Origin of the sequence: Acinetobacter chinensis (assembly GCF_002165375.2) — a bacterium.
GTDB classification, from domain to species: Bacteria; Pseudomonadota; Gammaproteobacteria; order Pseudomonadales; family Moraxellaceae; genus Acinetobacter; species Acinetobacter chinensis.
In genome coordinates, this window is sequence record NZ_CP032134.1 from 1,164,736 (window position 1) to 1,188,653 (window position 23,918).

General features: G+C 41.6%; 17 protein-coding genes. 13 read left to right on the top strand and 4 right to left on the bottom strand.

The window, feature by feature from the left end; translation table 11 throughout:
• Positions 1 to 40: 40 nt before the first annotated feature.
• The 6 genes from CDG60_RS06335 (at position 41) to CDG60_RS06360 (ending at position 10,394) form a co-directional block, all read left to right on the top strand.
• On the top strand, positions 41 to 3,145 hold the full coding sequence (locus tag CDG60_RS06335) for a TonB-dependent receptor (protein WP_087511140.1): 3,105 nt from the start codon (positions 41 to 43) through the stop codon (positions 3,143 to 3,145).
• A gap of 385 nt (positions 3,146 to 3,530) precedes the next feature.
• Entirely contained in the window at positions 3,531 to 4,361 is an 831-nt protein-coding gene (locus CDG60_RS06340) for a Slam-dependent surface lipoprotein (protein WP_087511142.1), read from the top strand.
• A gap of 67 nt (positions 4,362 to 4,428) precedes the next feature.
• The gene (locus tag CDG60_RS06345; protein ID WP_227542938.1) at positions 4,429 to 5,913 is read left to right on the top strand and encodes a surface lipoprotein assembly modifier; all 1,485 of its coding nucleotides are present in this window, start codon (positions 4,429 to 4,431) and stop codon (positions 5,911 to 5,913) included.
• 625 nt (positions 5,914 to 6,538) lie between these two features.
• Positions 6,539 to 8,143, top strand: coding sequence for an alkaline phosphatase (locus CDG60_RS06350; RefSeq protein ID WP_087511146.1), 1,605 nt, complete (start codon positions 6,539 to 6,541; stop codon positions 8,141 to 8,143).
• Between the two features lie 14 nt (positions 8,144 to 8,157).
• Entirely contained in the window at positions 8,158 to 9,669 is a 1,512-nt protein-coding gene (locus CDG60_RS06355; RefSeq protein WP_087511147.1) for an alkaline phosphatase, read from the top strand.
• Between the two features lie 47 nt (positions 9,670 to 9,716).
• Positions 9,717 to 10,394 (top strand): hypothetical protein, encoded by a 678-nt coding sequence (locus CDG60_RS06360; RefSeq protein ID WP_227542939.1) that lies wholly within the window; start codon positions 9,717 to 9,719, stop codon positions 10,392 to 10,394.
• A 65-nt stretch (positions 10,395 to 10,459) separates the two neighbouring features.
• Here the strand turns inward: CDG60_RS06360 and CDG60_RS06365 are convergent, their stop codons facing one another.
• On the bottom strand, positions 10,460 to 11,461 hold the full coding sequence (locus CDG60_RS06365) for a helix-turn-helix transcriptional regulator (RefSeq protein ID WP_087511151.1): 1,002 nt from the start codon (positions 11,459 to 11,461) through the stop codon (positions 10,460 to 10,462).
• On the bottom strand, positions 11,458 to 12,384 hold the full coding sequence (locus CDG60_RS06370) for a diguanylate cyclase domain-containing protein (RefSeq protein ID WP_087511153.1): 927 nt from the start codon (positions 12,382 to 12,384) through the stop codon (positions 11,458 to 11,460). The genes CDG60_RS06365 and CDG60_RS06370 overlap by 4 nt, the downstream gene beginning before the upstream one ends.
• A 323-nt stretch (positions 12,385 to 12,707) precedes the next feature.
• Between CDG60_RS06370 and CDG60_RS06375 the strand changes: the two genes are divergently transcribed.
• The 5 genes from CDG60_RS06375 to CDG60_RS06395 all read left to right on the top strand — a co-directional run bounded on the left by CDG60_RS06375 (position 12,708) and on the right by CDG60_RS06395 (position 19,274).
• The gene (locus CDG60_RS06375; protein ID WP_087511154.1) at positions 12,708 to 15,194 is read left to right on the top strand and encodes a TonB-dependent receptor; all 2,487 of its coding nucleotides are present in this window, start codon (positions 12,708 to 12,710) and stop codon (positions 15,192 to 15,194) included.
• 79 nt (positions 15,195 to 15,273) lie between these two features.
• Positions 15,274 to 17,253: a phytase gene (locus tag CDG60_RS06380; RefSeq protein ID WP_087511155.1), complete on the top strand. Its 1,980-nt coding sequence runs from the start codon at positions 15,274 to 15,276 to the stop codon at positions 17,251 to 17,253.
• A gap of 102 nt (positions 17,254 to 17,355) precedes the next feature.
• The gene (tolQ, locus tag CDG60_RS06385; protein ID WP_068974782.1) at positions 17,356 to 18,054 is read left to right on the top strand and encodes a protein TolQ; all 699 of its coding nucleotides are present in this window, start codon (positions 17,356 to 17,358) and stop codon (positions 18,052 to 18,054) included.
• 12 nt (positions 18,055 to 18,066) lie between these two features.
• A complete protein-coding gene (gene tolR, locus CDG60_RS06390) occupies positions 18,067 to 18,513 on the top strand; it encodes a protein TolR (protein ID WP_087511156.1) in 447 nt (148 codons plus the stop codon).
• Positions 18,510 to 19,274, top strand: a complete 765-nt coding sequence (locus CDG60_RS06395; protein ID WP_171405434.1) for an energy transducer TonB — start codon at positions 18,510 to 18,512, stop codon at positions 19,272 to 19,274. Before tolR ends, CDG60_RS06395 begins: the two co-directional genes overlap by 4 nt.
• Before the next feature lie 344 nt (positions 19,275 to 19,618).
• Here the strand turns inward: CDG60_RS06395 and CDG60_RS06405 are convergent, their stop codons facing one another.
• A complete protein-coding gene (locus CDG60_RS06405) occupies positions 19,619 to 20,014 on the bottom strand; it encodes a hypothetical protein (RefSeq protein WP_087511158.1) in 396 nt (131 codons plus the stop codon).
• Positions 20,015 to 20,048: 34 nt separating this feature from the next.
• Positions 20,049 to 21,578 (bottom strand): PT dipeptide repeat lipoprotein, encoded by a 1,530-nt coding sequence (locus CDG60_RS06410; protein WP_087511159.1) that lies wholly within the window; start codon positions 21,576 to 21,578, stop codon positions 20,049 to 20,051.
• A 443-nt stretch (positions 21,579 to 22,021) separates the two neighbouring features.
• Here CDG60_RS06410 and CDG60_RS06415 point away from each other — a divergent pair, with 443 nt between their 5' ends.
• Together CDG60_RS06415 and CDG60_RS06420 are read left to right on the top strand one after the other, a co-directional pair.
• Entirely contained in the window at positions 22,022 to 22,822 is an 801-nt protein-coding gene (locus CDG60_RS06415) for a DUF6502 family protein (protein ID WP_087511161.1), read from the top strand.
• The gene (locus CDG60_RS06420; protein WP_087511162.1) at positions 22,815 to 23,441 is read left to right on the top strand and encodes a hypothetical protein; all 627 of its coding nucleotides are present in this window, start codon (positions 22,815 to 22,817) and stop codon (positions 23,439 to 23,441) included. The genes CDG60_RS06415 and CDG60_RS06420 overlap by 8 nt, the downstream gene beginning before the upstream one ends.
• Positions 23,442 to 23,918: the final 477 nt, after the last annotated feature.

Below are 23,918 nucleotides of genomic sequence, written 5' to 3' on the forward strand. Positions count from 1 at the left end.
TCTTTGTAAATAAGAATCATATTTATTAAGGCGTTAGGCAATGGCTTTGAAGGAACAGCAGAAAAAGCGGTTAATAAATCCTCCAGAATTTAGAAAAACCAGTTTAAGTTTTGTGGTGGCAGCTATGTTGTATTCCAGCGCTTTGCATGCACAAAATGTAGTTCTGGATCTGCCCAGCCAGCCTTTACAGCAGTCGATTCAGCAGCTGGCGCGGCAAAGTGGCATTGAAATTATTGCAGCTGCACAACAGGTTCAAACCAGGACTGCGCCAAAAATTAAAGGCAATATGTCTGTAGATCAAGCGCTTGAAACCATGCTGCAAGGTTCTGGCCTCACAGTAAAAAAACAAGCCAATATTTATGTGATTGTTGAGAAAAATACAGCTGTGCCTCTGGCTTCTGCAAATCCTGCTTCATCCTCAATATCAGAGGTACCTGATGGGCAGGCTGCCGTGCAGATGGAAGCCATTACTGTGTATGGTGATAAAGACCGCGATACACAGGGTTATGACAATGTTTATGATAAAAACCGCTCATCAGTCTATGCCGGAAAAGAATATGTAGAGCGCTTTAAAGGGACAAATCCAGCAGATGTGGTCAAAGGCATGGTTGGTGTCTACAGTGGCGATGCCCGCAACAGTGGTGCGCTTGATCCGAGTGTACGTGGTGTTCAGGGTGTTGGACGGGTGCCATTAACCATTGATGGAACAGAGCAGTCGATTGCCGTCTGGCGTGGTTATAATGGTGTCAATAACCGGAACTACATCGATCCCAACCTGATTGGTGGAATTGAAGTGATTAAAGGGCCCTCACTGGAACGCGGTGCAACCACTTCCGTCGGTGGCGGGGTGTTGGTCAAGACACTTGAAGCAGACGATATCGTTCGTTCAGGCAAGACATTTGGCGCTGAGATTAAGCTTGAAGGTTCAAATAATTCGGTTAAACCGAGTTTACCGACATTGCAGTATGTAGGCCAGAACTATAATGATATACCGCCTTGGACAAATATAGGCGGGGCGCTATATGATCCTGATATTTATAAACAAACGAAAACAAAAAGTGATAATAAGCTTTTCTCCGGCAATGATGTTGCTGGACGCATAGCACTGGCAGCTAAGCAGGATAAATTTGACCTTTTAGCGGTATATGCAGAACGCGAACGTGGCAATTATTTCTCAGGTACGCATAACAGCGATTTTTATAATAAAGCAGAACCAACATCGAGTATGGACTATATTCCATATTTTGCGCATGTCTATGTGCCTGGCGGAGAAGTCACCAATACCTCCAGTCATATGACATCATGGCTGTTAAAAGGAACATACCGTCCAACAGACGATCAAAGTGTGAAATTAACCTATCGTCAGACTAAAAATGAATATGGTGAAATTTTGCCATCAAGGATTCAATGGTTTGTAACACCAGAAACTGGTGTGCCGCAATGGCCTTTAAGCGTGGTGGATTCAAAAGCTTACAGTCTTGATTATAAATATAACCCTGAGGATAACCGCTGGGTTGATTTTGCTGCCAGTCTTTGGCAAACCGATACCGAAAGCAATACGTATACACGTGGTGGCTGGCCGACTGTTATTTTACCTGAAACCAAAATTATTGCTAATACAGCTGTGGCGCACTCGGACAATACGCGAAAGGGTGTGAATCTGAGTAATAAAATAAACCTTCTGAATAATCTGGATCTAAGTTTAGGTGCCAGTTTACTGAAGGAAAAGTTAAGCTCAGATGACATATATAAGGAACATGGCACAAATGTCACAACTTTTCAGGCGCTACCACGTGCTGGGCGCAGAGAGGAAAAGAATTTTGACTTTAATTTTAACTATCGGCCGACAGACTGGCTGACTTTTGAAGCTGGAATGCGCTACAGAAATTACTGGGCATTTGATGATTTTTTGAATAAAAACTTAGGCGCATCCAATTTATCAAATCAATTAAAGCACAAAACTCAGCTATTGGGCTATACCTATGATTATTACACAATGCCTGAAGTACGCAGTTCATTTAATCAATTACAATTGCAAATATTTGGAAATGCCTATAAAAAATCCAATCCAGACTGGAATGGTGATTATACGTCAGTACCAGCTAGTTCTTCAGCGTTATATAACGCAATTTGGAGTCAAAAAAATACATTAAACTGGTCTGCCGATGAAAATGGAAAAATGCATTGGAGTGATAATGTTATTAATAGTAGTAATTTAGGTGTGGAAGGCAAAGATTATATTCTTTTGAATAACCCTGGGCGATCGTTAACACAGAGCATTCCTATAACTGAAGTCACTAAAACAAAAGATAGCGCATGGGCACCGCAATTGAGTGCGGCGATTCGTTTAAATGACCATAATCGTATTTATCTGCGTTATGCAGAAGAATATCGGATGCCAAGTTTATTTGAAAGTACGGTTGGATTTTCTGCAAACTTACCATATTCTGGATTAAAACCTGAACATACATTTAATACTGAATTTGGTTATATTTATGATGCTCGTAATTTTTTTAAAACAGCACGCTATGCAGATATTAAACTGGCCTATTTTCATCATAGGACTGAAAATGTAATTGAGCGTGATAAAAACTTAATTTTTACTAATATGGAGCAGCAAACTTTATCTGGGCTGGAGTTACAAAGCCGTTTTGATAATGGGCGTTTCTTTACTGATTTAAGTCTTGCATATAATTTAAAAAATAAAGTCTGTGATGAGGATAATGCAGTCAAGCAATATTTTTCATCAGGTGTTTATAAAAAGTGTGTAGATGATGGTTTTCCCAATGGCTATCTGGTCACTATGGCAACGCCAGAGCTAAGTTTTAATGGACTGTTTGGTGTTCGTCTTTTGGATGAGCAATTAGAGCTGGGCGCACGGGCAACTTATTATAAAGGTTATGAAAGCTATTTAAGAAAAAATGGCGATCTGGATTTAAACGCCGGATATTATTTAAATGTACCTTTGGCTTGGGATGATACCTGGTTGTTTGATGCTTATGCAAATTATAGAATTAATGAGCAGGCCACAGTTGAACTGGTTAGTAATAATATTACTAATCAATATTATATTGATCCGTTGACGCGTAGTGCAATGGCTGCACCAGGAAGGACGATTAAAATGGGACTGACTTATAAATTTTAAATAAAATTTATATAATTAAAAAATACTATAATATTTTAGCGCATTGTTAAGGTAATAATGCGCTATGTCTTTTTTATAATAATTAATTATTTTATTTTTCACTAAAAAAATCTTGCATACTGATAATTTCTGTTGTATTTTAAAACCATCAAATGAAAATGATTATCATTTGTATTTGATGGTTTTAAATGCTTCTTAAATATTTATTATTAAGTTGTTTTTAATAAATATATTTTCTTTTTAATACGATGAATGAATAAAAGAAAATAAATTTAAAACAATTTATTTTAATTATTGAATGCATTTTATAGAGGTCAATGAATCATTTTTTTGATCTTGATCATAAAACTTAAATACTGTATTAAAATCGATCATGAGGTTAAATATGCAATTCAAGAAAACTACTTCAGCGCTTTTTCTTTCACTTGGTTTAATTGCAGCAGCACATGCTGGCGTTGATGGTGTTTCAAGCAACCCATCTAACATTGCAATTGGTACGGCGCAGGCAGGAGCAAATGCACCTGAAAATCATCAAGGTGGAACAGCGGCTTTATCTGTTGTATCTGCTGGCACACCGTATGATGGGTATTTAGGTTTCAGTGCGCTGCAAGGGTTGGCAAACGCATTTACAGGCTCTGGTACATCCAATACCAACACTACGGTGTCTGTTACAGGTGCAGATGACCTGCATTTAAAAGTCAGCTCAATTCCAGTAACAGCTATGCCGGGTAGTCATAGTGTTTTGGGTAATTTTAATTTTGCTCAAGTGCTTGAAACCTCAGGTAGTCAAGGCAGTCTGCCTGCAACTTATTTTGGTGAATGGTGGGGAAGTGCGGATACAGTAACTGGCTCAACACATACAGTTTATTATGCAGGTGATAATACAGGTCGTACTGTACCGACCAGCGGCACGGCTGTATATACAGTTGCAGGTATTAATAACGGTGTAACTCTTGCTGGCAAATTTGACGCGGATTTTAGTACAGGTACTTTAAATGGAACACTGACAGCTGCTACTGGCACAGTCACTTCATTGGCAGTGAATGCTGCAATTTCCAGCAGTACAGGAGCTTTTTCAGGGACAGCAACAGCGAATGCTACTGAACCTGGGGTGACTTCAGGGCATTTCTTTGGGGCGAATGCAGATACGTTAGCAGGTATTTCACAATTTGCGGACAGCAAATTTGATACTGCATTTGGCGGCGTGAAAAACTGAATCCTGTAAAAAAAGGACTCGCTTAGGCGAGTCTTTCACCTTGAACGACTGACGGGATAACAACGCCGTGCAAAAAATAAAAGTTCTCAGTATCTTTATGCTCATTCCATCTTTGCTTTATGCGGCAGATGACAATGATACGAGGCTTAGGTTAGAACAAAATTTACTGCAGCAGAACAGCGAACAGCAGCAGTCTCTTAAGCAGCAACAAAAAAATGATCAATTGCCTGTCATGATCATTGATGGTGAAAAAATAAATATAAATAATAATTTAAATGATTTAGGTCAGGCACTTTATCTGGCAGTCATGCAGAAACAATGGCAGGCTGCCGGAATTTATTTAGAACAATATATAAAGCTGGATGGGTATGATGTGACACTGGCAAGGTTTGCACAAGGCGCGCTTGCTCGGGTAAATGGACAGGCTGATGCAGCAGAAGAGTTATTTAAAGATGCACTGGGCATGCAACCGGAAAATACCATGGTTCAACTGGAACTGGCCCGATTGCTGACCGAACGGCAGAAGAATAAAGAGGCACTGCAGTTATTTAGACAAGTCAAAGCGCAACTGCAGCAAAGGAGTGACCCTATTGCTAAAAATATTCAAAAAACAGTCGATGTCTATTTAAACGGTTTAAAACAGCGTGATGCATGGCAAGGGTCAGTCAGCATAGGCACACGCTATGCTTCAAATATCAACAGTACATCTGAGCAAAGTACAACCTGGATTAAGTATGCAGAAGACCAGGATGGCAATAAAATACCTGTGGAGCAGATTACCAGACAGACAGAAGATGCCATCAATGCAAAAGCGCTGGATTATGAAGCAGCTTTAAATAAGCGCTGGTCTGTGAATGGACAGCATGGTATCGCTTTAAAAGCCTTTGGCTATGGGCGCGCTTATGATGACTATAAAAATTACAATGAAATGACACTCAGTCTGAATGCTGGCTACAGTTATCAAAGCCAGAATAATCAACTTTTGCTTGCACCGGTTTTTGAACACCGCAGATATCAGAATGCCAGCCTTTCCAATGCCTGGGGTGGTCGCGCTGAGTGGATGCATGTACTTGACCCAAAAACAGCTTTTAAACTGGAAACAGAAGTCAAAGATATTAAAAATGTTTTATATACCAATCAAAGCGGTATGGAGTACGCTGTTTTTGGCACAGCATGGAAAAATTTAGCGCAGCGCTGGACAGTCTTTGGCGGTCTGGATTTTGTAGATCATAACAGCCAGGAACAATATTTCACGGCTTACCAGCAAACAGGACTGCGTTTAGGATTAAGCAAACAGTTTGATGCAGGCTTTAGCACTACTGTATTCAGCTCATTGCGCTGGCGCCAGTATGACAAATTCAATGCAATACTGGAAGATCGGCGACAGGATATAGAACAGAATTATACGTTGGTGCTGAGTGCACCTCGATGGACAAAGTACGGTATAACACCAAATTTAAGCTATCAGTTTAATCAGAATAAAAGCAATATCGACTGGTTGTATTCTTATGACAAACATAGCCTGAGTTTAAAACTGGATTACCGCTTTTGATGTTGAAAAGCTTTGGCTTAAATGCTTGTTATAGTACAGATATTCCTGAATTTAATTTTAATATTGTTTTGAATGTAAGTTTATAAATTAAATGATAATTTTTTGATTCACTGGAAATACTGTGGAGCAAGCCGAACACGCAATACAGGATCAGCTTTAGAGCAGAAAATGGCGCTGTTCAGAGTTTTGTATAAGTTTCATTTTATCGAAGTATTATTTTATATTGATATGATTATTTTAATATCAGTAATGAAGTATTGGGTTGATCAAAGAGCAGTGATGAAAAATAAAATTCTGGACAGATATTTACAGTGCAACACCATGTTTCTGGAATAATACCTGACCTCGTCTTCTAAAGCCGAGTCTTTTCCTGGTGGATTCAATCAGTAATGATCACAGCAATATAATCATCGACCTGGGTGAACCTGGAAGAAAAATGCTATTTCCTTGCTTCTCTGCTAAATTAATCTTTGTTGTGCTTCACCTCAAAATCTAAGTTTTTAATAAACTGTCATAAGTGTTTTTGTGTAATACAGACTCTGATAAGTCGCTGTTAATTCTCATATGTCATCTTATTTAAATATCCGAAGTGTAAGGTTCAGCCATCTTTAGATGGGGTGAAGCCATGCTCGGTTTTCTTGAAAAATTCCAGTTAAAAATAATCAGTGTGGTATGTATCAGTTTCAGTACTTTATTGGTCACAGCCTGTCAAAGTACTGCTGTTATGCAAGCTCAGCCGACTCATACAACACAACAAAAAGAACAACAACCGAAACGTGTGGTCTTTTTTCTGGGGGATGGTATGGGTATCACCACGCTTACCGCTTCACGTATTTATGCTGTTGGTGAAGATGGTCAGCTGGCGATTGATCGGCTGCCTGAGTCTGCTTTTGTTCGTACTTTTTCTGAAGATGCCCAAGTCACGGATAGCGCACCTTCGATGGGCGCGTACATGACCGGTGTGAAGATGAAAAACGAGGTGATCTCGATGCAGACAGGCACGATTGCGGTTGAACCTGACTCAGCAGGAAATAACCAGTGCGCGACTGACCCACAAAACAAAAATAAGCAAAACACACAGACCTTACTCGAATTAGCCAAAGCAAAGGGTTGGGGAACCGGGGTTGTAACCACGACGCGGATCACGCATGCCACACCAGCATCGACTTATGCGCATATTTGCCACCGTGATGCTGAAAATGACATTGCATCACAGTTGGTTCCGAGTTCAAAAGGTGATGCTTATCAACGCTATAACCTCAAACTTAAAGATGGGGTCGATGTGGTTTTAGGTGGAGGTAAGCGTCAGTTTTTGCCTAAAGATGTAGGTGGGGAACGTACTGATGGGCGCAATCTGATTTCCGAGATGCAAAAGGCAGGCTACCGCGTGGTTTTTGATGAAAACCAGCTGTCCCAAGTGCAACTGGCGAAAAATGAAAAATTATTGGGTTTATTTAATCACAGCCATTTAAATTACGACCTGGATCGCACCAAGAAAAACCTGGTGGAACCGAGTCTCAAGCAAATGACGCTGTCTGCTTTAGACATTTTGATGCAAAATAAAAAAGGTTTTTTTCTGATGGTGGAGGGCGGGCGTATAGATCATGCCCTGCATGACACCAATGCCAAGCGCGCATTACAGGACACGATTGCTTTAAATGATGCTTTAGAGGCAACCATTCAAAAGCTTAAACAAAGTGATCCTGAACTTAAAAATACCCTGATTGTCATCACGGCTGACCATGATCACACCATGGTTTTAAATGGCTATGCCAAGCGCACAGGAAAATATATCGAAGGTCAGGAAACCAGTGTGCTTGGATTGGTAAAAAACTATGACCAGGCGGGCTTTGCTCAGGACATTCATGGCCAACCTTATCCGATTATCGGTTTTGGTACAGGCAAAAAACGCCCCACTCAAAACCGTATGGATGACCTGGTGCAGAACTTAAAAGACAGTGATGTCTGTCATCCTGTACAGGGACCTAAAGCACCACAGGGCGAAAAATATAGTTTCACTTATCCTTTGGCTGAAACGGGTTGGTGTACGGGCACCGCTGCGGATGATTTCCAACAGGAAGCTGTGATTCAAACGGGCTATAAAGATAAAGAAACGCATGGCGGTGCAGATGTGTTTTTAGGTGCGATTGGTCAGGGAGCCGATCAGTTCTCAGGTAGCCTTGAAAATATTGAGGTCAATCACCTCATTCGTAAGATCACAGGCTTATAGCAGAGGGATATCACATGAAACCTACTTTAAAAACCATCCCGTACATGATGCTTCTGCTTACAGCTTCGATTTCTTCAAGTACTTTGTATGCTGCTGACACCACACTTACACCGACCAAAAACGTTATATTCTTTTTAGGCGATGGCATGGGACCAACCACAGTGACGGCAAGTCGTATTTATGCTGTGGGGGAAAATGGCAAACTGGCCATGGACAGCATGAAGCATGCAGCACGGATTAAAACCTATTCTGAGGATGGTCAAACCACAGATAGCGCTCCCTCTATGGGTGCCTATATGACTGGGCAGAAAAATAAAAATGAAGTGATTGCCATGACAACAGGAACGGTTGCGGTCGAACCTGAAGATGGAAAATTGCCGAATGGCAAAAGCTTAGCGAAAGCCATCAACCGTTGTCCAGCACAGGGCAGTAGTCTGGCTGCGGGGATGCCTGCGTTAAGTATTTTAGAACTGGCAAAAAAGAAGGGAAAAGCGGTTGGCGTAGTGACGACGACTGAACTCACCCATGCCACACCTGCGGCAACCTATGCACATATCTGTCATCGTGATGCACAGTACGATATCGCGCTTCAAGCGGTTCCAAAAGGTAAAGCTTATAATCCAGACTTATTGGATGGCATTAATGTCCTTATGGGAGGCGGCTTAAATCACTGGACGCCTTATGATGCAGTCTCTAACCCCAAAGGGCGCCTGGATGGCCGTGATTTATTGGCAGAGTTTAAACAGCAGGGTTATCAAACCGTTTTAAGCCAAAGTGATTTGGCACAGACGGTCAATACTCAGAAAATTTTTGGCGTATTCTCTACACAGTCGCATTTAAATTATGATCTGGATCGACTCAAGAAGAATATAGAGACTGAACCGAGTCTGGCGGCGATGACCAGTAAAGCGATTGATGCACTGCAAGCGCAGAGTAATGGACAAGGCTATTTTTTGATGGTTGAGGGTGGGCGTATTGACCATGCGCTACATGCCAATAATGCCAAACGGGCATTGCAGGAAACCAAGGCATTTAATGATGCAATTCAAACTGCACTGGATAAAGTGGACTTGAGTAATACCTTGATTGTAGTGACGGCAGACCATGACCATGTGATGACGTTTAATGGTTATGCCGCACGAACGGGTCAAACGACGGAAACTAATCCGGGTATTCTGGGGCTGAGCTATGACTATAATATTGCAAAAGAGCAAAATGCTTACAGCAAAGTGCTGGCTGATGGTCAGGTACATAATCCATACCGCGATGTAAATGGGGCAACAGGAACGACACTCGTTTTTGGAAATGGTACGGGCAAGCGTTTGGATATTCGTGACAGTATCAGCAACGAGCAAGCCTTTGCCGACGACTATAAACAGGAAGTTGGGGTGCAACTGGCGAAAAGCGAAACGCATGGTGGCGGAGATGTGATGCTGTTTGCTGAAGGAAAGAATTCAAATCTGTTCAAAGGCACACAGGAAAATACATGGGTATTTGAGCAATTGAAAAAGGCGTTTGGATTTTAATGGATACAGGATTAATACGGCCGTTCAGATTCAGAATGAAGTTCTCAGTGTTGTCTTTCAGTCTGCTCAGTCCATGGGTATGGTCGGCAGATGAATATCGTATTGATTATCAGATTGAACGGCAGGATGCCAATGGGGTCACGACCATTCAAAAATACAGTGAGAAAATGATTCGGGATGCGCAAAATATTTGGATTGAACGCTTAAACACTCAAACGCATGCTGACAAAGCCCATACACATGGCAATGCTCAGGAATCTGCCAGAACAGCACCCCATGAGCATGCAAGTTTTGACAGTGCAATTCAGTGGATGCAGCGCAAAGATGCTGTCGGGCAAGCAAACACAGCAAGCCTCTTTCAGCGTTTTTATATTTTGCCAGATGAAAAAATGCGGGTGCAATTGCAGGAGGTTGACCAGGAAATGCTTGGGCTGAAAAGCTGTTGGCGCTGTGAATACAGTTTGATTCATCCTGACATTTTAAAGCGGGCACAACTGATTCAACGTGATCCAGAATCAGCGCATTATCAGGTACGCAGTGCGGGTCAAACGTTGAATATAATATGGAATGAACAGGATCAGCTGGTTCAAAAATATGAATTGCTTAAACCAGCATCGGGCTATACCAAAACCTTTACTGTGCGAAAAATTGACCAACAGGTTGCTGCACCCTGGACGCAAACAGAAAAATACAGCGAACGTGACTATGCGGACTTTAGTGATTAGCTTTTACTTTTAATTTAGGCGTTACAACAGGAATATCCGTGATTTTTTTGGGGGGAAATAAGTGCTCAGGATTGAGCCGCTTGTACTGTTAAGCCACTCCAGCGTTTAAAAGCACGTCGAAAATTGGTGGCATCGTTAATTTGTAAATGCTGAGAAATCTGTTCCGTTTTAAAACCATGCACACGATATAAAATGATAGCGGTATGCAAACGGCTTTGATCGAGCTGGGCCTGGAAATGGGTCTGATGCTTTTTCAGTTTGCGCTTTAAGGTGGCTGAACTCATCTGAAAATAGTCAGCGGTTTGTTCGAGTTGAATATTATTCTGGATATTCTGCATTAAGTATTGATGCAGACTGAGTAAAAAACTCTGTTGAATATTCTGGGCTGTCATTTCTTGCAGCGCGTGTTGATAGCTGATGGCTGCTAGCGTTGAAGAAGCATTGGGAAGTTTTTCATGGATGATGTCACGGGGAAGACTCATCATATTGATAGGACGATTAAACTCTAAAGCACTGCCTAAGTGCGTCCAGTACTGTTCAATATAATCCGGTTCAGAAAAGTTAAATTCAAATTTCCACGCTAACCTGGCCTGGTACAGTTGACGGCTAAATGCTTGTATTGCACTCATTGCGCTTTCGATTAAAAAGCGATTTTCAGGTTTGTTTTCATCTAACCAATAAATATGAATATGGCTTTGACTATACATGAGTCGAGGGCATAACCACGGTGAAACAGATGCGGAAAATGTTAAATAACGGCTGAGTGCTTCATCAAAGGTCGATGCATAAAGCATGGATTTAATCGCATCATTAAAGGGGGTGGTCAAGCTGCGCTGACCGAATAAAAAACTGATGTCCTGATTGCGGAAATACAGTTCTGCATTTTTTAAAACCTGCTGTAACTGTTGCTGACTGATCAGCTTTTGTCCTGAAAGTATATCTTCCAGAAAAATACCACTACCGCTGAGTAGAACGTGATGATCGACTTCATGGCTGGCTGCTAAATCAATTAAAATAGATAATTGATGATGTGCAGGAATGTAGCTGTAGTCGCATTCGAAGTTCATACCATCGCTCGCTTAGGTGAGTAGTATTGTTTCTTCTGGATTAATTGCTGATTTAAGGTACTTAACAATTGCTGAACAGACTGATATTGCCCGACTGAACAACTGGTCGTGACCGCTTTTAAAGGAATCTGTACTGATAAATCCTGTTGATAATAAGCACTTGCCATCAGCATGCGTTCAAGCTGTGCAGCAATTTTTTCAGCTTGCTGGAGGCTGGTCTCAGGTAAAAGCATAATGAAACGATCTCCAGCGAAGCGGCAGAGCAGATCATGTGGGCGTAAGTTCAGACTGATCAATTGTGAAACGTGCTGTAAAATGGATGTGCCTTCCTTAAATCCATGTGTTTGATTAATATGATTAAAATTACGCATGTCCAGCAATACAACGGACATATCGCCTGGTTCTTGCAGATTGTGTTCGATTGCCACTTTGAGCTGGGTTTTAAAATAATGTGCATCTGCCAAAGGCGTAAGTGCATCGAACAGGCGGTGATCCCGATAGATGCGCTCCCGTTTCTGCATGTGTCTGGAAATTGCCAGTTCTTCCTGATGCCAGAAATAAATCCCAAGGGTAAACAGGCACAGTCCAATTGGAAAAGGGATGGACTCAAGCCATGCATCCCACATGATTTCTTTGGGCATGCGAATAAATTCATCTAAACTGTCCATCCACATATGGAAAAAAATAAAACATAATCCATAAAAGATATAATTAGTTACACGACCCAAAGGACGGCTTTTAATAATAAAGAAAATCCAGATGCCAATAAAAACAGTTGCCCCTCCTTCACCTAAAATATCGACCCAGTTCCATTCAGCGAATGATTTGACCTGACCAAGCAGAATAAATAGCCATAGCGATAAACTACAGGCAATCGCTATACAGCATAGAGGCCAACGGTAGTAAGCAAAGTATTTAGGCATAGCATTTGGGAAATGATTTATTTTCGCCCAAGCTAAACAGATTCAGATGACAGTTTCATGGCAAGGGATGGAGTCAAAACAGATCAGACTATTTTTAATTCTGGTCGGGAGAAATGCTGAAAAACCCTGCCTTTACGGTAAATATGCAGCATTCAGTCAGCTCAAATTTTTCTCTGTACAGATCAAATCAGCTCATTTACCCAGAAGAAAGCCTCGAAAACCTGCAAATTGAAGGGTTTAAATTTTGACTGTCACATCATATTCATATTCAGTTTTTATTGTGCCTCCAAACCATGCCACTTTGGCTTGAGGGGATACACAAAATGAAAAATGCGAATAACCGTTCAGTGAGAAATAAACGTGCGGCTTTCCAGCTCAGCACACTGGTCCTGTCAATGCTCAGCATGACTCAACTGTATGCCGAAGATAACGCGGTGGAATATGTACAGGTCATTGGTCAAGCTGCAAGTATGGATAAAGCACTCAAAGAACAGAAACGTGCTGACCAGATCAGTAGTGTGGTTCATGCTGATGGCATTGGACAGTTACCTGATGACAATGCTGCAGAAGCACTGCAACGGATACCTGGTGTATCTACAGAACGTGATCAGGGTGAAGGACGTTTTGTTTCGGTTCGTGGTTTAGGGGCAGACCTGAATGCAGTGACCATCAATGGTACTTTGGTTCCTGCACCTGAAAGTGACCGCCGTGGCGTGGCACTGGATGTCTTACCATCAGAGCTGGTGCAGTCTTTGGCTGTGGTGAAAACGCTGACACCAGACATGGATGCCAGTTCATTAGGCGGTACGGTTCAGGTCGAAAGTTTATCGGCTTTTGACCATGACGGTTTGTTTTACACAGGAACGGTTGAAGGTGGTTATGATGAAAAACGGGAAAAATATAGCCCGAAAGCATCTGGTGCTATCAGTAACCATTTCAGTGTCGGTGAGGGAAAAGATAATCTTGGGGTAGCATTGGCACTCAGTTATCAAAACCGAAAATTTGGCTCAGACAATGTCGAGACAGGTGGTGCCTGGGATGGTGATGCACTTGAAGAAACCGCAATGCGTCAGTATGACATCGAGCGTGAACGTATCGGTGCGGGTTTAAACTTTGACTACCGCCCGAATGACACAGGCGAATACTATTTAAGAACATTATACAGCCGTTTTAAAGATACAGAATCGCGTCAGGAAGTGTCTGCTGAATTTGCCGATCCACAACTTGCAGGGCAACAGGGTGATGCCGAAGCCGCTCGCGCTTTAAAAAGCCGTGTCGAAACGCAGGAAATACAGTCTTTTGTTCTAGGCGGAAAACAAGGTTTTGGTACCTGGACGGTAGAAGGTCAGCTTGGTTATAGCGAAGCATCGGAAGAAAATCCAGGTGGTATTTCTGGAGCAAAATATAAAGGTGAATTCAGCAATGTCGGTTTTAACAATACCCAAAAACCTGTCATTACCGCAGATCAGGATTTTTATGATGCTGCCAACTATGAGCTGGATTCGGTGTCGTGGGAAAAGTCTAAAACCACCGATAAAGAATACAACGGTAAATTAGATTTTTTAAAAGACTATATGCTGGGAAATTATGCTGCTGCATTGAAGTTCGGTGGCAAGATCAGTCAGCGTGAAAAAACCAGTAATACTGATGAGTGGGAGTATGAAGATCTAAGTACATCCGGTTCAGACTTTAATCACAACAGTCATTATGAACTGGGTCAGTTTGGTCCCACGATCAACGAAAATGCCATCAAAGACAAAATCAGCGGATTAAAGCCGAACGACTATGTCGTTGCAGACGGCTCAATCATTAACGATTTTAAGTCGAATGAAGATATTCAGGCGGCTTATGTCATGAATACGGTTGATTTTGATCAACTGCGCGTAATTGCGGGGCTGCGTTATGAAAACACCAGTTTTGAAGCACGTGGGTTTGAATTTAATGGTGATGTGATTACTGCAACCAGATATGAAAATGACTATGATCATTGGTTGCCGAGCTTACATTTACGCTATCAGCTGGTAGATAACGCCTATCTTCGTGCGGCATGGACAAACAGTGTCGTGCGACCAAATTTCGCACAAAGTGCGCCAGGTGTTTATATAGATGGTGATGAAGCAGAATTTGGTAATCCAATGTTGAAACCACTTGAGTCTTCCAATTTTGACCTGGGGGTAGAAAAGTATTTTGGCAAAGCCAGCATGGTGAGCTTCTATGCATTCTATAAAGATATTGATCACTTTATTTACAGTACCAATATTGCAGGCACGGGGCAGTGGGCTGACTTTGATGAGGCGATTACCTATAAAAATGGCAATCAAGCCAAACTGTATGGGATGGAGTTTGCTTACTCGCAAAAGTTTGAGCATTTAAGCGCGCCATGGAATGGTCTTCTGTTAGGTTTCAATACCACATTCAGTAAGTCAGAAGCAGATATTGATTCAATGAAAGATGGTGAGTTGTTGAGCCGTCGTATTCATATGCCAAATCAATCAGATATTGTGGGCAATGCCATGATTGGCTGGGAAAATGAACGCTTTGGTGTCCGTCTTTCAGCAAACTATAAATCAAATTATTTATATGAACTGGGTGACATTGATACACCTGAAAAAGACATCTATACCGATGATCAGGTATTCCTCGATTTAAGCAGTCATGTGAATTTATCGAAAAACTTACAGCTCAAGTTTGATGTGCAAAATATCACGGATGAACGCTATTACAACTATGCGGGTTCTAAAGCCCATAACTCGCAATACGAAGAGTATGGTCCAGCCTACAAACTGGCACTGACTTATACCCACTTTTAAACCGAATTAAATTTCAGTACTCAGGTTTTCTCTCCAGCAGAAAGCCTTGAGGATTTTTTGCCAGATTTTGAGTATCTCTATGAATGTTTCATTGTTTAAATTGTCCATTTTAAGCAGTTGTTTGCTGCTGTTGACTGCATGTAGTCAACACAATATGCCCCAAGCTACGCAGAGCAGTCATCCGCTCACATCGGCAGAAGTACAGATTGACCTGCCGAGCGAACCTAAGCTGCAATTGCGTGAAATCGACACGAATGGGGCGAAAACTGAGGATGTGCAATGGTTGAACTTGAGTGAATGGCCAGAAGTTTCAGTTTTACTGAGTAGTAAGAACAAAGGACTACAGTTTTTAGATAGTGAACAGAATGTACTTCATCAGATTCAGGGTCAGTTCGGACGCTTTGATTATCGGATCGGTTCGGAGCATTTATTGATTGCTGCATCGGATTTGCAACAACAGCAAATTCAATTGATGAGCATGAATTTAAAAAATAAAGCATGGGATAAACCAGGCTTCATCCCAAAACGTTCATTTAAGTCTGAAGATGTCTGTCTGTATACCGATGCTCAGGGGCTGAGTTTTGCTTTTCTGGTGGGTGAAGAAGGCATTGGAGAACAGTGGCTTGTGGCAAAGCAGGGAAAAGTTCTGGCTCAACCACAGTTGGTACGTCGTCTCAGTTTTCCACCTGCCAGTACTGTGTGCAAAGTGAATGATGCCACTGCGGAGCTGTTCATTAATGAAGAGAATACTGGCATCTGGGCATATCCAGCGCATTCTGAGGCTGACATGGTGCGCCAAGCAGTGGATCTCGTGCAACCCTTTGGTTCGATTCAGGGTTCACCGTCTGCAATTGCAATCACAGATAATCAGATCGCAGTACTGGATGCAGAAAAACCTTTGCTTTACCGTTATCAAAAGCAGGATCAGCACTGGAAAGCTTTAACTCCTTTACAACTGGATCATTTAAAAGAAGCAGAGACGCTCAGTATCCGAGGTGATTTTAGCAATAAATCCTTGCTGATTTTAGATGATAAAACTGTAAAAGTGACAGAGGCAGAGTGGGAAACACAGGCAAATACGAAGTCTAAAAATATCATCACCATTCCTGCAGAAGTGCAGACAGAAGGTGTGCCGAGTACAGGTGACGCAGCTGATGATCCTGCGATCTGGCATAACGCAGCACAGCCGAGTCAATCGCGCATTTTAGCCACAGATAAACAAGGTGGCTTACAGGTGAATGATTTAGAAGGTAAAACCGTACAGTACTTGCCTGTAGGACGCTTGAATAATGTCGATGTACGCCACGGTTTTAAATGGGGTAATCAAACCGTCGATCTGGCGGTGGCATCAAACCGAGATCATAACAGCCTGCATGTTTTTGCGATTCAACCGAAAACGGGCAAGGTGTCTGTGCTAGGCGAGCTTCCAACCACTTTGGAAGATATCTATGGCATTTGCATGTACCGCGATGCTCAGGGTGAAATCTATGCGATTCCAAACGATAAAAACGGGACTTTCATTCAGTACCATATTACGGCAACACAACAAAAATTAAGCGCTGAAGAAGTGCAACGCTTTTCAGTGAAAACCCAACCAGAAGGCTGTGTTGTAGATGATGCTACAGGACGCATTTTCTTGGGTGAAGAAGATGTCGCGGTGTGGGTAAAAGATCTCAATCCAAAAACTCAGCTTCCTATGCAGCAGGTGATTGGCGTCGGAGACGTGATGCATGATGACATTGAAGGCATGGGGCTTTATCACGGTAAAAATCAAAGTTATCTGGTGGTTTCAAGCCAGGGCAATGACAGTTTTGTGGTGATGGAGGCTGATGCGCCTTATACAGTTCGCGGTGTATTTCGTATCGGGATTAATACCGACAAAGGCATTGATGCTGTGTCTGAAACAGATGGGCTGGATGTGAGTTCACAGAATTTTGGTGGCAAATGGAAGCAAGGCATATTGGTGGTACAGGATGGACGTAAACGCATGCCTGAAACCAATCAGAACTTCAAATATGTGCCGTGGGACAAAATCGCTCAAGCCCTGAACCTGGACTGAATAACGCTTCAGTACCTGGGTGAGTACATGGGCTGCTAAAAAATCCAGCCCATTTTAAAAATATATGTGCTGCACAATGCAGTAAAAAAATTGGAGTGCGTTATGCAAGCAACAATGGATCAAATGTCAGTCTGGATGTTGATCAGCCATGCCAGTGTATTGGTTAAAGTGGTGATGTTGATTTTGGTTTTATCCTCAGTCGTAAGCTGGTATTTAATCGTGCGTCATGGCATGTTACTTCGTGGACAGGAACAGCTTTGGAACCGCTTTTTAAAGAATTTTAGACAGCAAAAAGATCTTAATCTTTTACATCAGGACTACCAGCAGCCTGAACAGCAAAAAGGTGTTGTCAGCATTTTTCATCATGGTCTGGATGAGTACAACCAATTGATCAAAGATGAACAACTCACCACAAGTGATGTAATTGATGGAGTAGAGCGACGCTTACTCAGCAGCATCAGTGAAGAAGAAGAAAAGCTTCAGCAGAATCTGACCTTTCTTGCAACAGTCGGTTCAGTCAGCCCTTATATTGGTCTGTTTGGAACAGTCTGGGGCATTATGAATGCTTTCATTGGACTGTCTGGTGTTGAACAGGCGACTTTAAATACAGTTGCACCAGGGATTGCAGAAGCGCTGATTGCAACAGCCATTGGTTTATTTGCCGCTATTCCTGCGGTGGTGGCGTATAACCGTTTTTCGGCACGTGCTGACAAGCTTTCCAGCCGTTATTACGGTTTTGCCAATGAGTTGCAGACACGTATTTATCGCTTGCTGGGGCACACTGAGCGCACTTCGCGTTAAGGAGCAAAAGCCATGATTAAGCGTCCTCAAAAATTAAAACTCAATGCTGAAATGAATGTCGTTCCTTATATTGATGTCATGTTGGTGCTGTTGGTGATTTTTATGGTGACTGCACCAATGCTGACACAAGGTATTCAGATTGACTTACCTAAAGTCGATGCCAGTGTCATGCCTGCGTCACAACAGCAGCGTATCGTGACATTGTCGATCCAGGCCAATGGTCAGTATTACTGGAATATTGGTACAGAAGTGAACACCGAGAAAGTCACAGATCAAGCCATTGATTTAGCCAGTATGCAACAAAAGCTGATTCCAATGATTCAAAAAGATAAAAGCCTGCAGTTTTATATACGTGCTGATCAGGATGCTGATTATCAACTGGTTGCTCAGGTGATTGCATCCTTGCAAAAAAGTGGTGTAACGAACCTGGGGCTGGTGACAGAGGAACCACAATCATGATGGCAACTATCTCCAGAATCAGGTTCCTCGATCAAGGTCTGGCACTTTCGGTCACGGCTGGATTGCATATTGCGTTAATTGCATGGTTATGTACGGTTGAGATGCATGAAACATTGGTTGAACCTAAACCGAAAACCATTCAATTACAATTTGTGCAAATACCACCTCCGGCCAAACCACAACCTGAACCTGAAAAGCCTGAACCAATGGTTGAAGAGAAAGTTGTAAATACGCCTGTCCCCCATAAACAGAAAGAAATGCCTGCCGAAGCCCAGCAGAAAACCCAAAAAAAATTTGTAGAGTCGCAGAGTAATAAGACTGCAACTACAGCAAAAAAACAATCACAGCAAGTTGTGACGGAAGAGCAAAGTACAACGATTGAAACAAAGAAAGCTGTTGAGAGCCAGGTGAAGACTGAAACGTCCACTCAGACGAAGACTCAGAAAGCGGTAGAATCTAAAACACAAACTCAGCCTGAATCATTTGATGTTAAAAATTATCAACCTGTTTCAAAAATTGCACCTGCCTATCCTGAATCGGCACTGGATCGTAAGCTGGAGGGGGATTGTACGGTGGTGTACAGTGTGAATGAAAAAGGGCGGGTAGAAAATCCAAAGGCACAAGGTGACTGCCATCCGATGTTTGTACGACCTTCGATTCAGGCTGCACTCGCTTTTAAATATCAGCCTCGTTTAGTCGATGGTAAACCGACAAGCGTATCGAATGTTAAAAATACTTTCCAGTATCGTATTGAAAGTTAATTTTATTGAATGAATATTTAAATTGAGACGAGCTTTGTAAACCGGTTGATGTTTTCTTAATTAACCGGAATCTTTCACTTGGGAAGTTTTATTCAGGCAGTTAACTTGTAAAAATCTTTAGCTATTTGATTTTGTATTTTTGAAATATTGCTGTTAATTACTTTGATTGCTTCGGTTTTAAAATCGACGGTGTAAGGCTTTTGCTTATGGTAGATACATGAGATGTAATCAGGGTTTACCAGGTTTTTATCAGCACATATCAGCTTTTCATTCAGAAAATAAAAAAGCCCATACTTCAGTGTGTAAAATATGAGCAAAATGTGGTGACAGACTGAAAAGAGTAATCAGCGAATCAGGTGCGATTCCACCCAGCCATCACCATACTCAGTAGTCACCTGAATAAATCCACTTTTGTGGGTTTTTCCTGTAAATACCAGGTCTGTAGATTTGGTCAGTTTTTTAATGACAGGTGCAGATTTTGATGCTGACTCATACAGGGAAACATTGTTCAGCTTAGGATAAAGCGTCTGTCCAGATGAATACTGAGCACTGGTTGCCTGCTCAGAACCACTTCCACTCAGTGCTCCCACTTCTTTGGTTACACCTGTAATTTCTTTGGTGGTATCAGAAAGCTGCCCGATGGTATTACGTAATTCACGTATTGAGTCTGCAAAGCCTGCATGGCTGGAGGTGGTGAATAAAAATAGACTGCCGATCAGAAGAGTTTGATATTTTTTCATAAGTTTGCCCCTTGGGAATATAAGTGAATCAAAATTAAGGATAAATAGATGCATTGAGTTCAGTTTGAATGGCTACAGCTGAGTTACTGTAAACATTCGGGTTCTGGGTCATAAACCAACCGTGCTGACTTTGCGCAGACAAACGATTTTTAATGTCAGCCAGAACAGGCTCTGAGCTGTTGAGATCCGGTGAGACAATGCTGTCACTGAACACTTTATATTCAGGCAGAAAGGTATCTTCACTGTCTTTCATAAATAAATGGTTATCGTTGCTCGTACTGGAGAGTGAAATTTTGCTGCTGATCAGGCGATAACCTTCTTTGCTTTGCTGATTGATCAGACTGTCCAGTTGAGTATTTGTTCTGGAAGAGAAAAACCGGTAATTATATTTTCCATGATGGGTACTGCTGTTCATACAGGTTGCAATTTTGGGTTGATTCTGTTTTCCATCGAAAATATCGGGATGTGATCCAGTATAGTAACGACCGAAGTCAATGAGACGACACCCTTTTGAGCCAAGTGCATTGAGCTGTGCAATCAGGTCATTTGCATCAGTAACCGGCTGGAAGTAAGTCCGTTCATAGCTGTACGTTGCTGGCTTCTGGTCATTTTTTATAAAATATTCTATATATTTTAAAGTGCTGACGTTCACACCATAATTAAATGCATATCCCTGTTTACCCTGTGCAGTCAGTAGATTGAACCAGTCGAAATAATAGCTGGCACTGTCGGCAGGGGTAAGATCACTGGCAACGTATGTGAAGGTGTCCTGGCTGGATTGAGCTTTAATAAATACTGTTCCAAAATTTTCCCGAAGTCCCTGCCAGTTATGAGCAAGCATGACATAACCTTTGCGACCCAGTTCATTCAGCTGGTTTACAAAAAGAGTTTTATTGTCAGTATTTATAGTTTTTTCAAACAGATATAAGGGCTGATCAATTTTTTTACCAGGTTTTATGGCGGTAAAAGCCTCACTGGAGCGGGTATAGCAATTATAGCTTTTAAGTGGAGTATTCTGGGTTTCTATCCAGGTTTTAATATTTGATGGCTGATTTCCCTGCATTAAACAAAAAGAGTCAGAGCCTGTTTTGACTAATAAATATGCAGCAGGATCAAGTGAAGGCTGTCGCTGTGCCGTCACATGATGATAAGTATAGCCATCCGCTGTTTCAGCAGCCTGAATGTTCTTTAAGTTCAGATTATCAATTGCATATTTACGCTCAGAGACCAGTCCGCCTGTACAGTCCGGTTTGTTATGTGTCTCAAAACGGGTTCTTTCAAGGGAACCCTGGAGGGCATTTTTTGCCGTTTTGGTGAGTACGATCTGATCCAAAATACAGTTTGTAGAGCCTAAAGTACTTTTTCCCTGTAACCATGAACCGACAAACAGATCTGCGGTTTCTGGGGCAGGGGGTGGACCAGGATCAGGGTCTGGTCCTGGATCAGGTACAGGAGTATGGGAATCTGGTGGAGCAGATTGGGTCTGGCTGTCTCCGCCACCGCCACAGGCAGTCAGAAGCAGGGCGGATGCCACTAAAAGGCCACTTTGAAATAATGTATTCATGAGTTATTTATCCGTGGATGCTTTGTTAAAAATGCGAAAAATTCGCATAAATATTTTCATATAAAGTATACTGAGTATTCTGGAAATGCAAGAAGGGGAAGCTGTTTTCCTGTTCTGGATGCTGTGATCATCCTTTAAAGTAAACAAAGCCTGTTATTTTTATGGATAGGAACACTTGTATTTTTTGTCCGGGCAGAGCTGAACAAAGAGAGCCTGAATCATTGGACTGTATGAGGTTTTGTGCAATTCAGCAGATAAAATGTTAGAATTTTCACAGGCAGCTTATAAGGTTTCAGTGTTATTCAATACTTATTTCATATAAATAAATATTTACACTTATCTGATTTTTTGCACTAAGGTGGTCGTTAAATGTAATCAGTATCACTCAGTCTGAGGTGATTACATTTAAATCAGTTGTGTTCTCTAATCATGGGTTTTAACCAATGAATCATTTATCTACAGGTAATGCTGAATTTAATTTACAGCAGGTATTGCTGCTAATGGATGATCTTGTGCAGTGGTTAATTCGTTCAGGTGTGGGATATAACGATTTTTCTGCAGCTTTAAAGTCCGTTTTTTACCAGCAGGCCATACATGAGCTTGAACGTATTGAACAGAAACAGACAGTTTCCTCAATCAGTCTGCTTTCGGGATTACACCGTAAAGATGTCACAGCATTCAAAAAAGCACTCGAATCCGGTCAGACACTGACACAGGCGAGTGTTTCAGAACCGATTAGTGTACCTTCAAGAGTCGTGGGGCTGTGGATTGCTGAAGGACTTGAAAAACAGTTACCTTTCAGTGATAAGGATCAGTTCAGTTTTGAAGATTTAGTCCGCCGTGTTTCAGTGGAAAGACATCCACGTTCAGTCTTAAGTGAACTGGAAAGACTGAATATTGTCAGTGAAAATGAAGGCGTGGTTTCCTTACAGCAATACAGTTTTGTGCCTGATACTGCCATGCATGAGGCACGTAAAATCCTGACGCGTAATGTCCACAGTCATTTACAGGCAGGACTGCATAATCTGTTTAAACCCGAAGAAATACCGTATCTGGAACAGGCCGTAAGAGCCGATGAACTGACCGTCGAATCAGTTCAATTACTGCATGAAAAAAGTTTGATTCTATGGAAAGAATTTTCATTTCAGCTTTTGAAATTAGCAATGGAACGATGCGAGCAGGATGACGGCAAGGCAGATGCTGTTAAGGAGTTTCGTTTTGGGGTATATCAATATTATGAATAAAAATGCTGGCTTTATTTGTTTAGCGGGAATAAGCCTTGTTTTATCGGGATGTGGCAGTGATTTCAGTGTAGGTGGTGTCAGCCTTGAGGGAACGGGTAATCCACCTGATACGCTGCCTGGTGGTGATGGAATGAAGCCTGGATTGCCGAATGAATATCTAATGTTATCCGTTCCAGCACCAGTTATTGATCAGTGTGGTTCTTTGACACGGGAAATACGTTTTCTGGATTTTAACGGTGATCCGATCAACGAACCGAGAACTTATGCGTTGGGGAAAAAGCTGACCGATATCAGAAATGTGATGCGGGTACAGGTGACAATTACAAATACAGGCTCAGATGAAGTGATTGAGCATCAGCCAGCTTGTTACATACCTGCTGTATTGTATAAAAAGGATTCGCCAGGCAGGTTGTATCCATTTGGTCCGATCTGTGAAAAAAACTCAGAAGTGAGGTATTTGCCTGGTGTATCTAAGCCTTATCAGGTTAATTATGAGCCGATATTTGCAATGGATGGTTACTGGGCATATGGAGAGGAATCTATGTTCATTGAAAATGGGCAAAAGAGCCAGTGCGCTGCCTTAAAAATCGATTTTCAGATGCGCATGGAAACCAACTGATCGGCAAGCCTAAGCTGTCAGACAGAAATCCATTCAGCAGAGCATTATAATTTCAGCCTTTTTATCGCTATGAAAAACAGGTTTAAGGGCTGAAATGGTTGTGCAAAGACAGATTGATACTTACATAATAAATAACATTGTTAAAAATAATTAAAAATTTCAGGAATATCTGTTTTTTATGCTCCCACAACTGTTTTTTTAAATACTGTACTGATGGATTGGTGTGAATCATTTCTGAAATCACTGCATAAATAATGTGTACAGCACATTCTGCTCAATATTCTGTATTTGTCTGAACATTGTTTTTATATGGATTTTATATATAATATTTTAAATGCGATTTTTTCGCATTTTAATTTAGCTGGATCATTTTTTATTGTGCTGGATGAAAAAGGCGGTTAACAGCTGTGCATTTATTGTATTGCACATAAAAATGCTGATGCCGTTTATACCTTTGTGAAAGCACTCTGTATTACT

Excerpts from the sequence above, each read along its gene's own strand:
- CDG60_RS06350 (WP_087511146.1), top strand. The coding sequence starts at position 6,539 with ATGCTCGGTTTTCTTGAAAAATTCCAGTTAAAAATAATCAGTGTGGTA.
- CDG60_RS06395 (WP_171405434.1), top strand. The coding sequence starts at position 18,510 with ATGATGGCAACTATCTCCAGAATCAGGTTCCTCGATCAAGGTCTGGCA.
- CDG60_RS06410 (WP_087511159.1), bottom strand. The coding sequence starts at position 21,578 with ATGAATACATTATTTCAAAGTGGCCTTTTAGTGGCATCCGCCCTGCTT.
- CDG60_RS06370 (WP_087511153.1), bottom strand. The coding sequence starts at position 12,384 with ATGCCTAAATACTTTGCTTACTACCGTTGGCCTCTATGCTGTATAGCG.
- CDG60_RS06415 (WP_087511161.1), top strand. The coding sequence starts at position 22,022 with ATGAATCATTTATCTACAGGTAATGCTGAATTTAATTTACAGCAGGTA.
- CDG60_RS06365 (WP_087511151.1), bottom strand. The coding sequence starts at position 11,461 with ATGAACTTCGAATGCGACTACAGCTACATTCCTGCACATCATCAATTA.
- CDG60_RS06375 (WP_087511154.1), top strand. The coding sequence starts at position 12,708 with ATGAAAAATGCGAATAACCGTTCAGTGAGAAATAAACGTGCGGCTTTC.
- CDG60_RS06405 (WP_087511158.1), bottom strand. The coding sequence starts at position 20,014 with ATGAAAAAATATCAAACTCTTCTGATCGGCAGTCTATTTTTATTCACC.
- CDG60_RS06355 (WP_087511147.1), top strand. The coding sequence starts at position 8,158 with ATGAAACCTACTTTAAAAACCATCCCGTACATGATGCTTCTGCTTACA.
- CDG60_RS06335 (WP_087511140.1), top strand. The coding sequence starts at position 41 with ATGGCTTTGAAGGAACAGCAGAAAAAGCGGTTAATAAATCCTCCAGAA.
- tolQ (WP_068974782.1), top strand. The coding sequence starts at position 17,356 with ATGCAAGCAACAATGGATCAAATGTCAGTCTGGATGTTGATCAGCCAT.
- tolR (WP_087511156.1), top strand. The coding sequence starts at position 18,067 with ATGATTAAGCGTCCTCAAAAATTAAAACTCAATGCTGAAATGAATGTC.
- CDG60_RS06340 (WP_087511142.1), top strand. The coding sequence starts at position 3,531 with ATGCAATTCAAGAAAACTACTTCAGCGCTTTTTCTTTCACTTGGTTTA.
- CDG60_RS06380 (WP_087511155.1), top strand. The coding sequence starts at position 15,274 with ATGAATGTTTCATTGTTTAAATTGTCCATTTTAAGCAGTTGTTTGCTG.
- CDG60_RS06420 (WP_087511162.1), top strand. The coding sequence starts at position 22,815 with ATGAATAAAAATGCTGGCTTTATTTGTTTAGCGGGAATAAGCCTTGTT.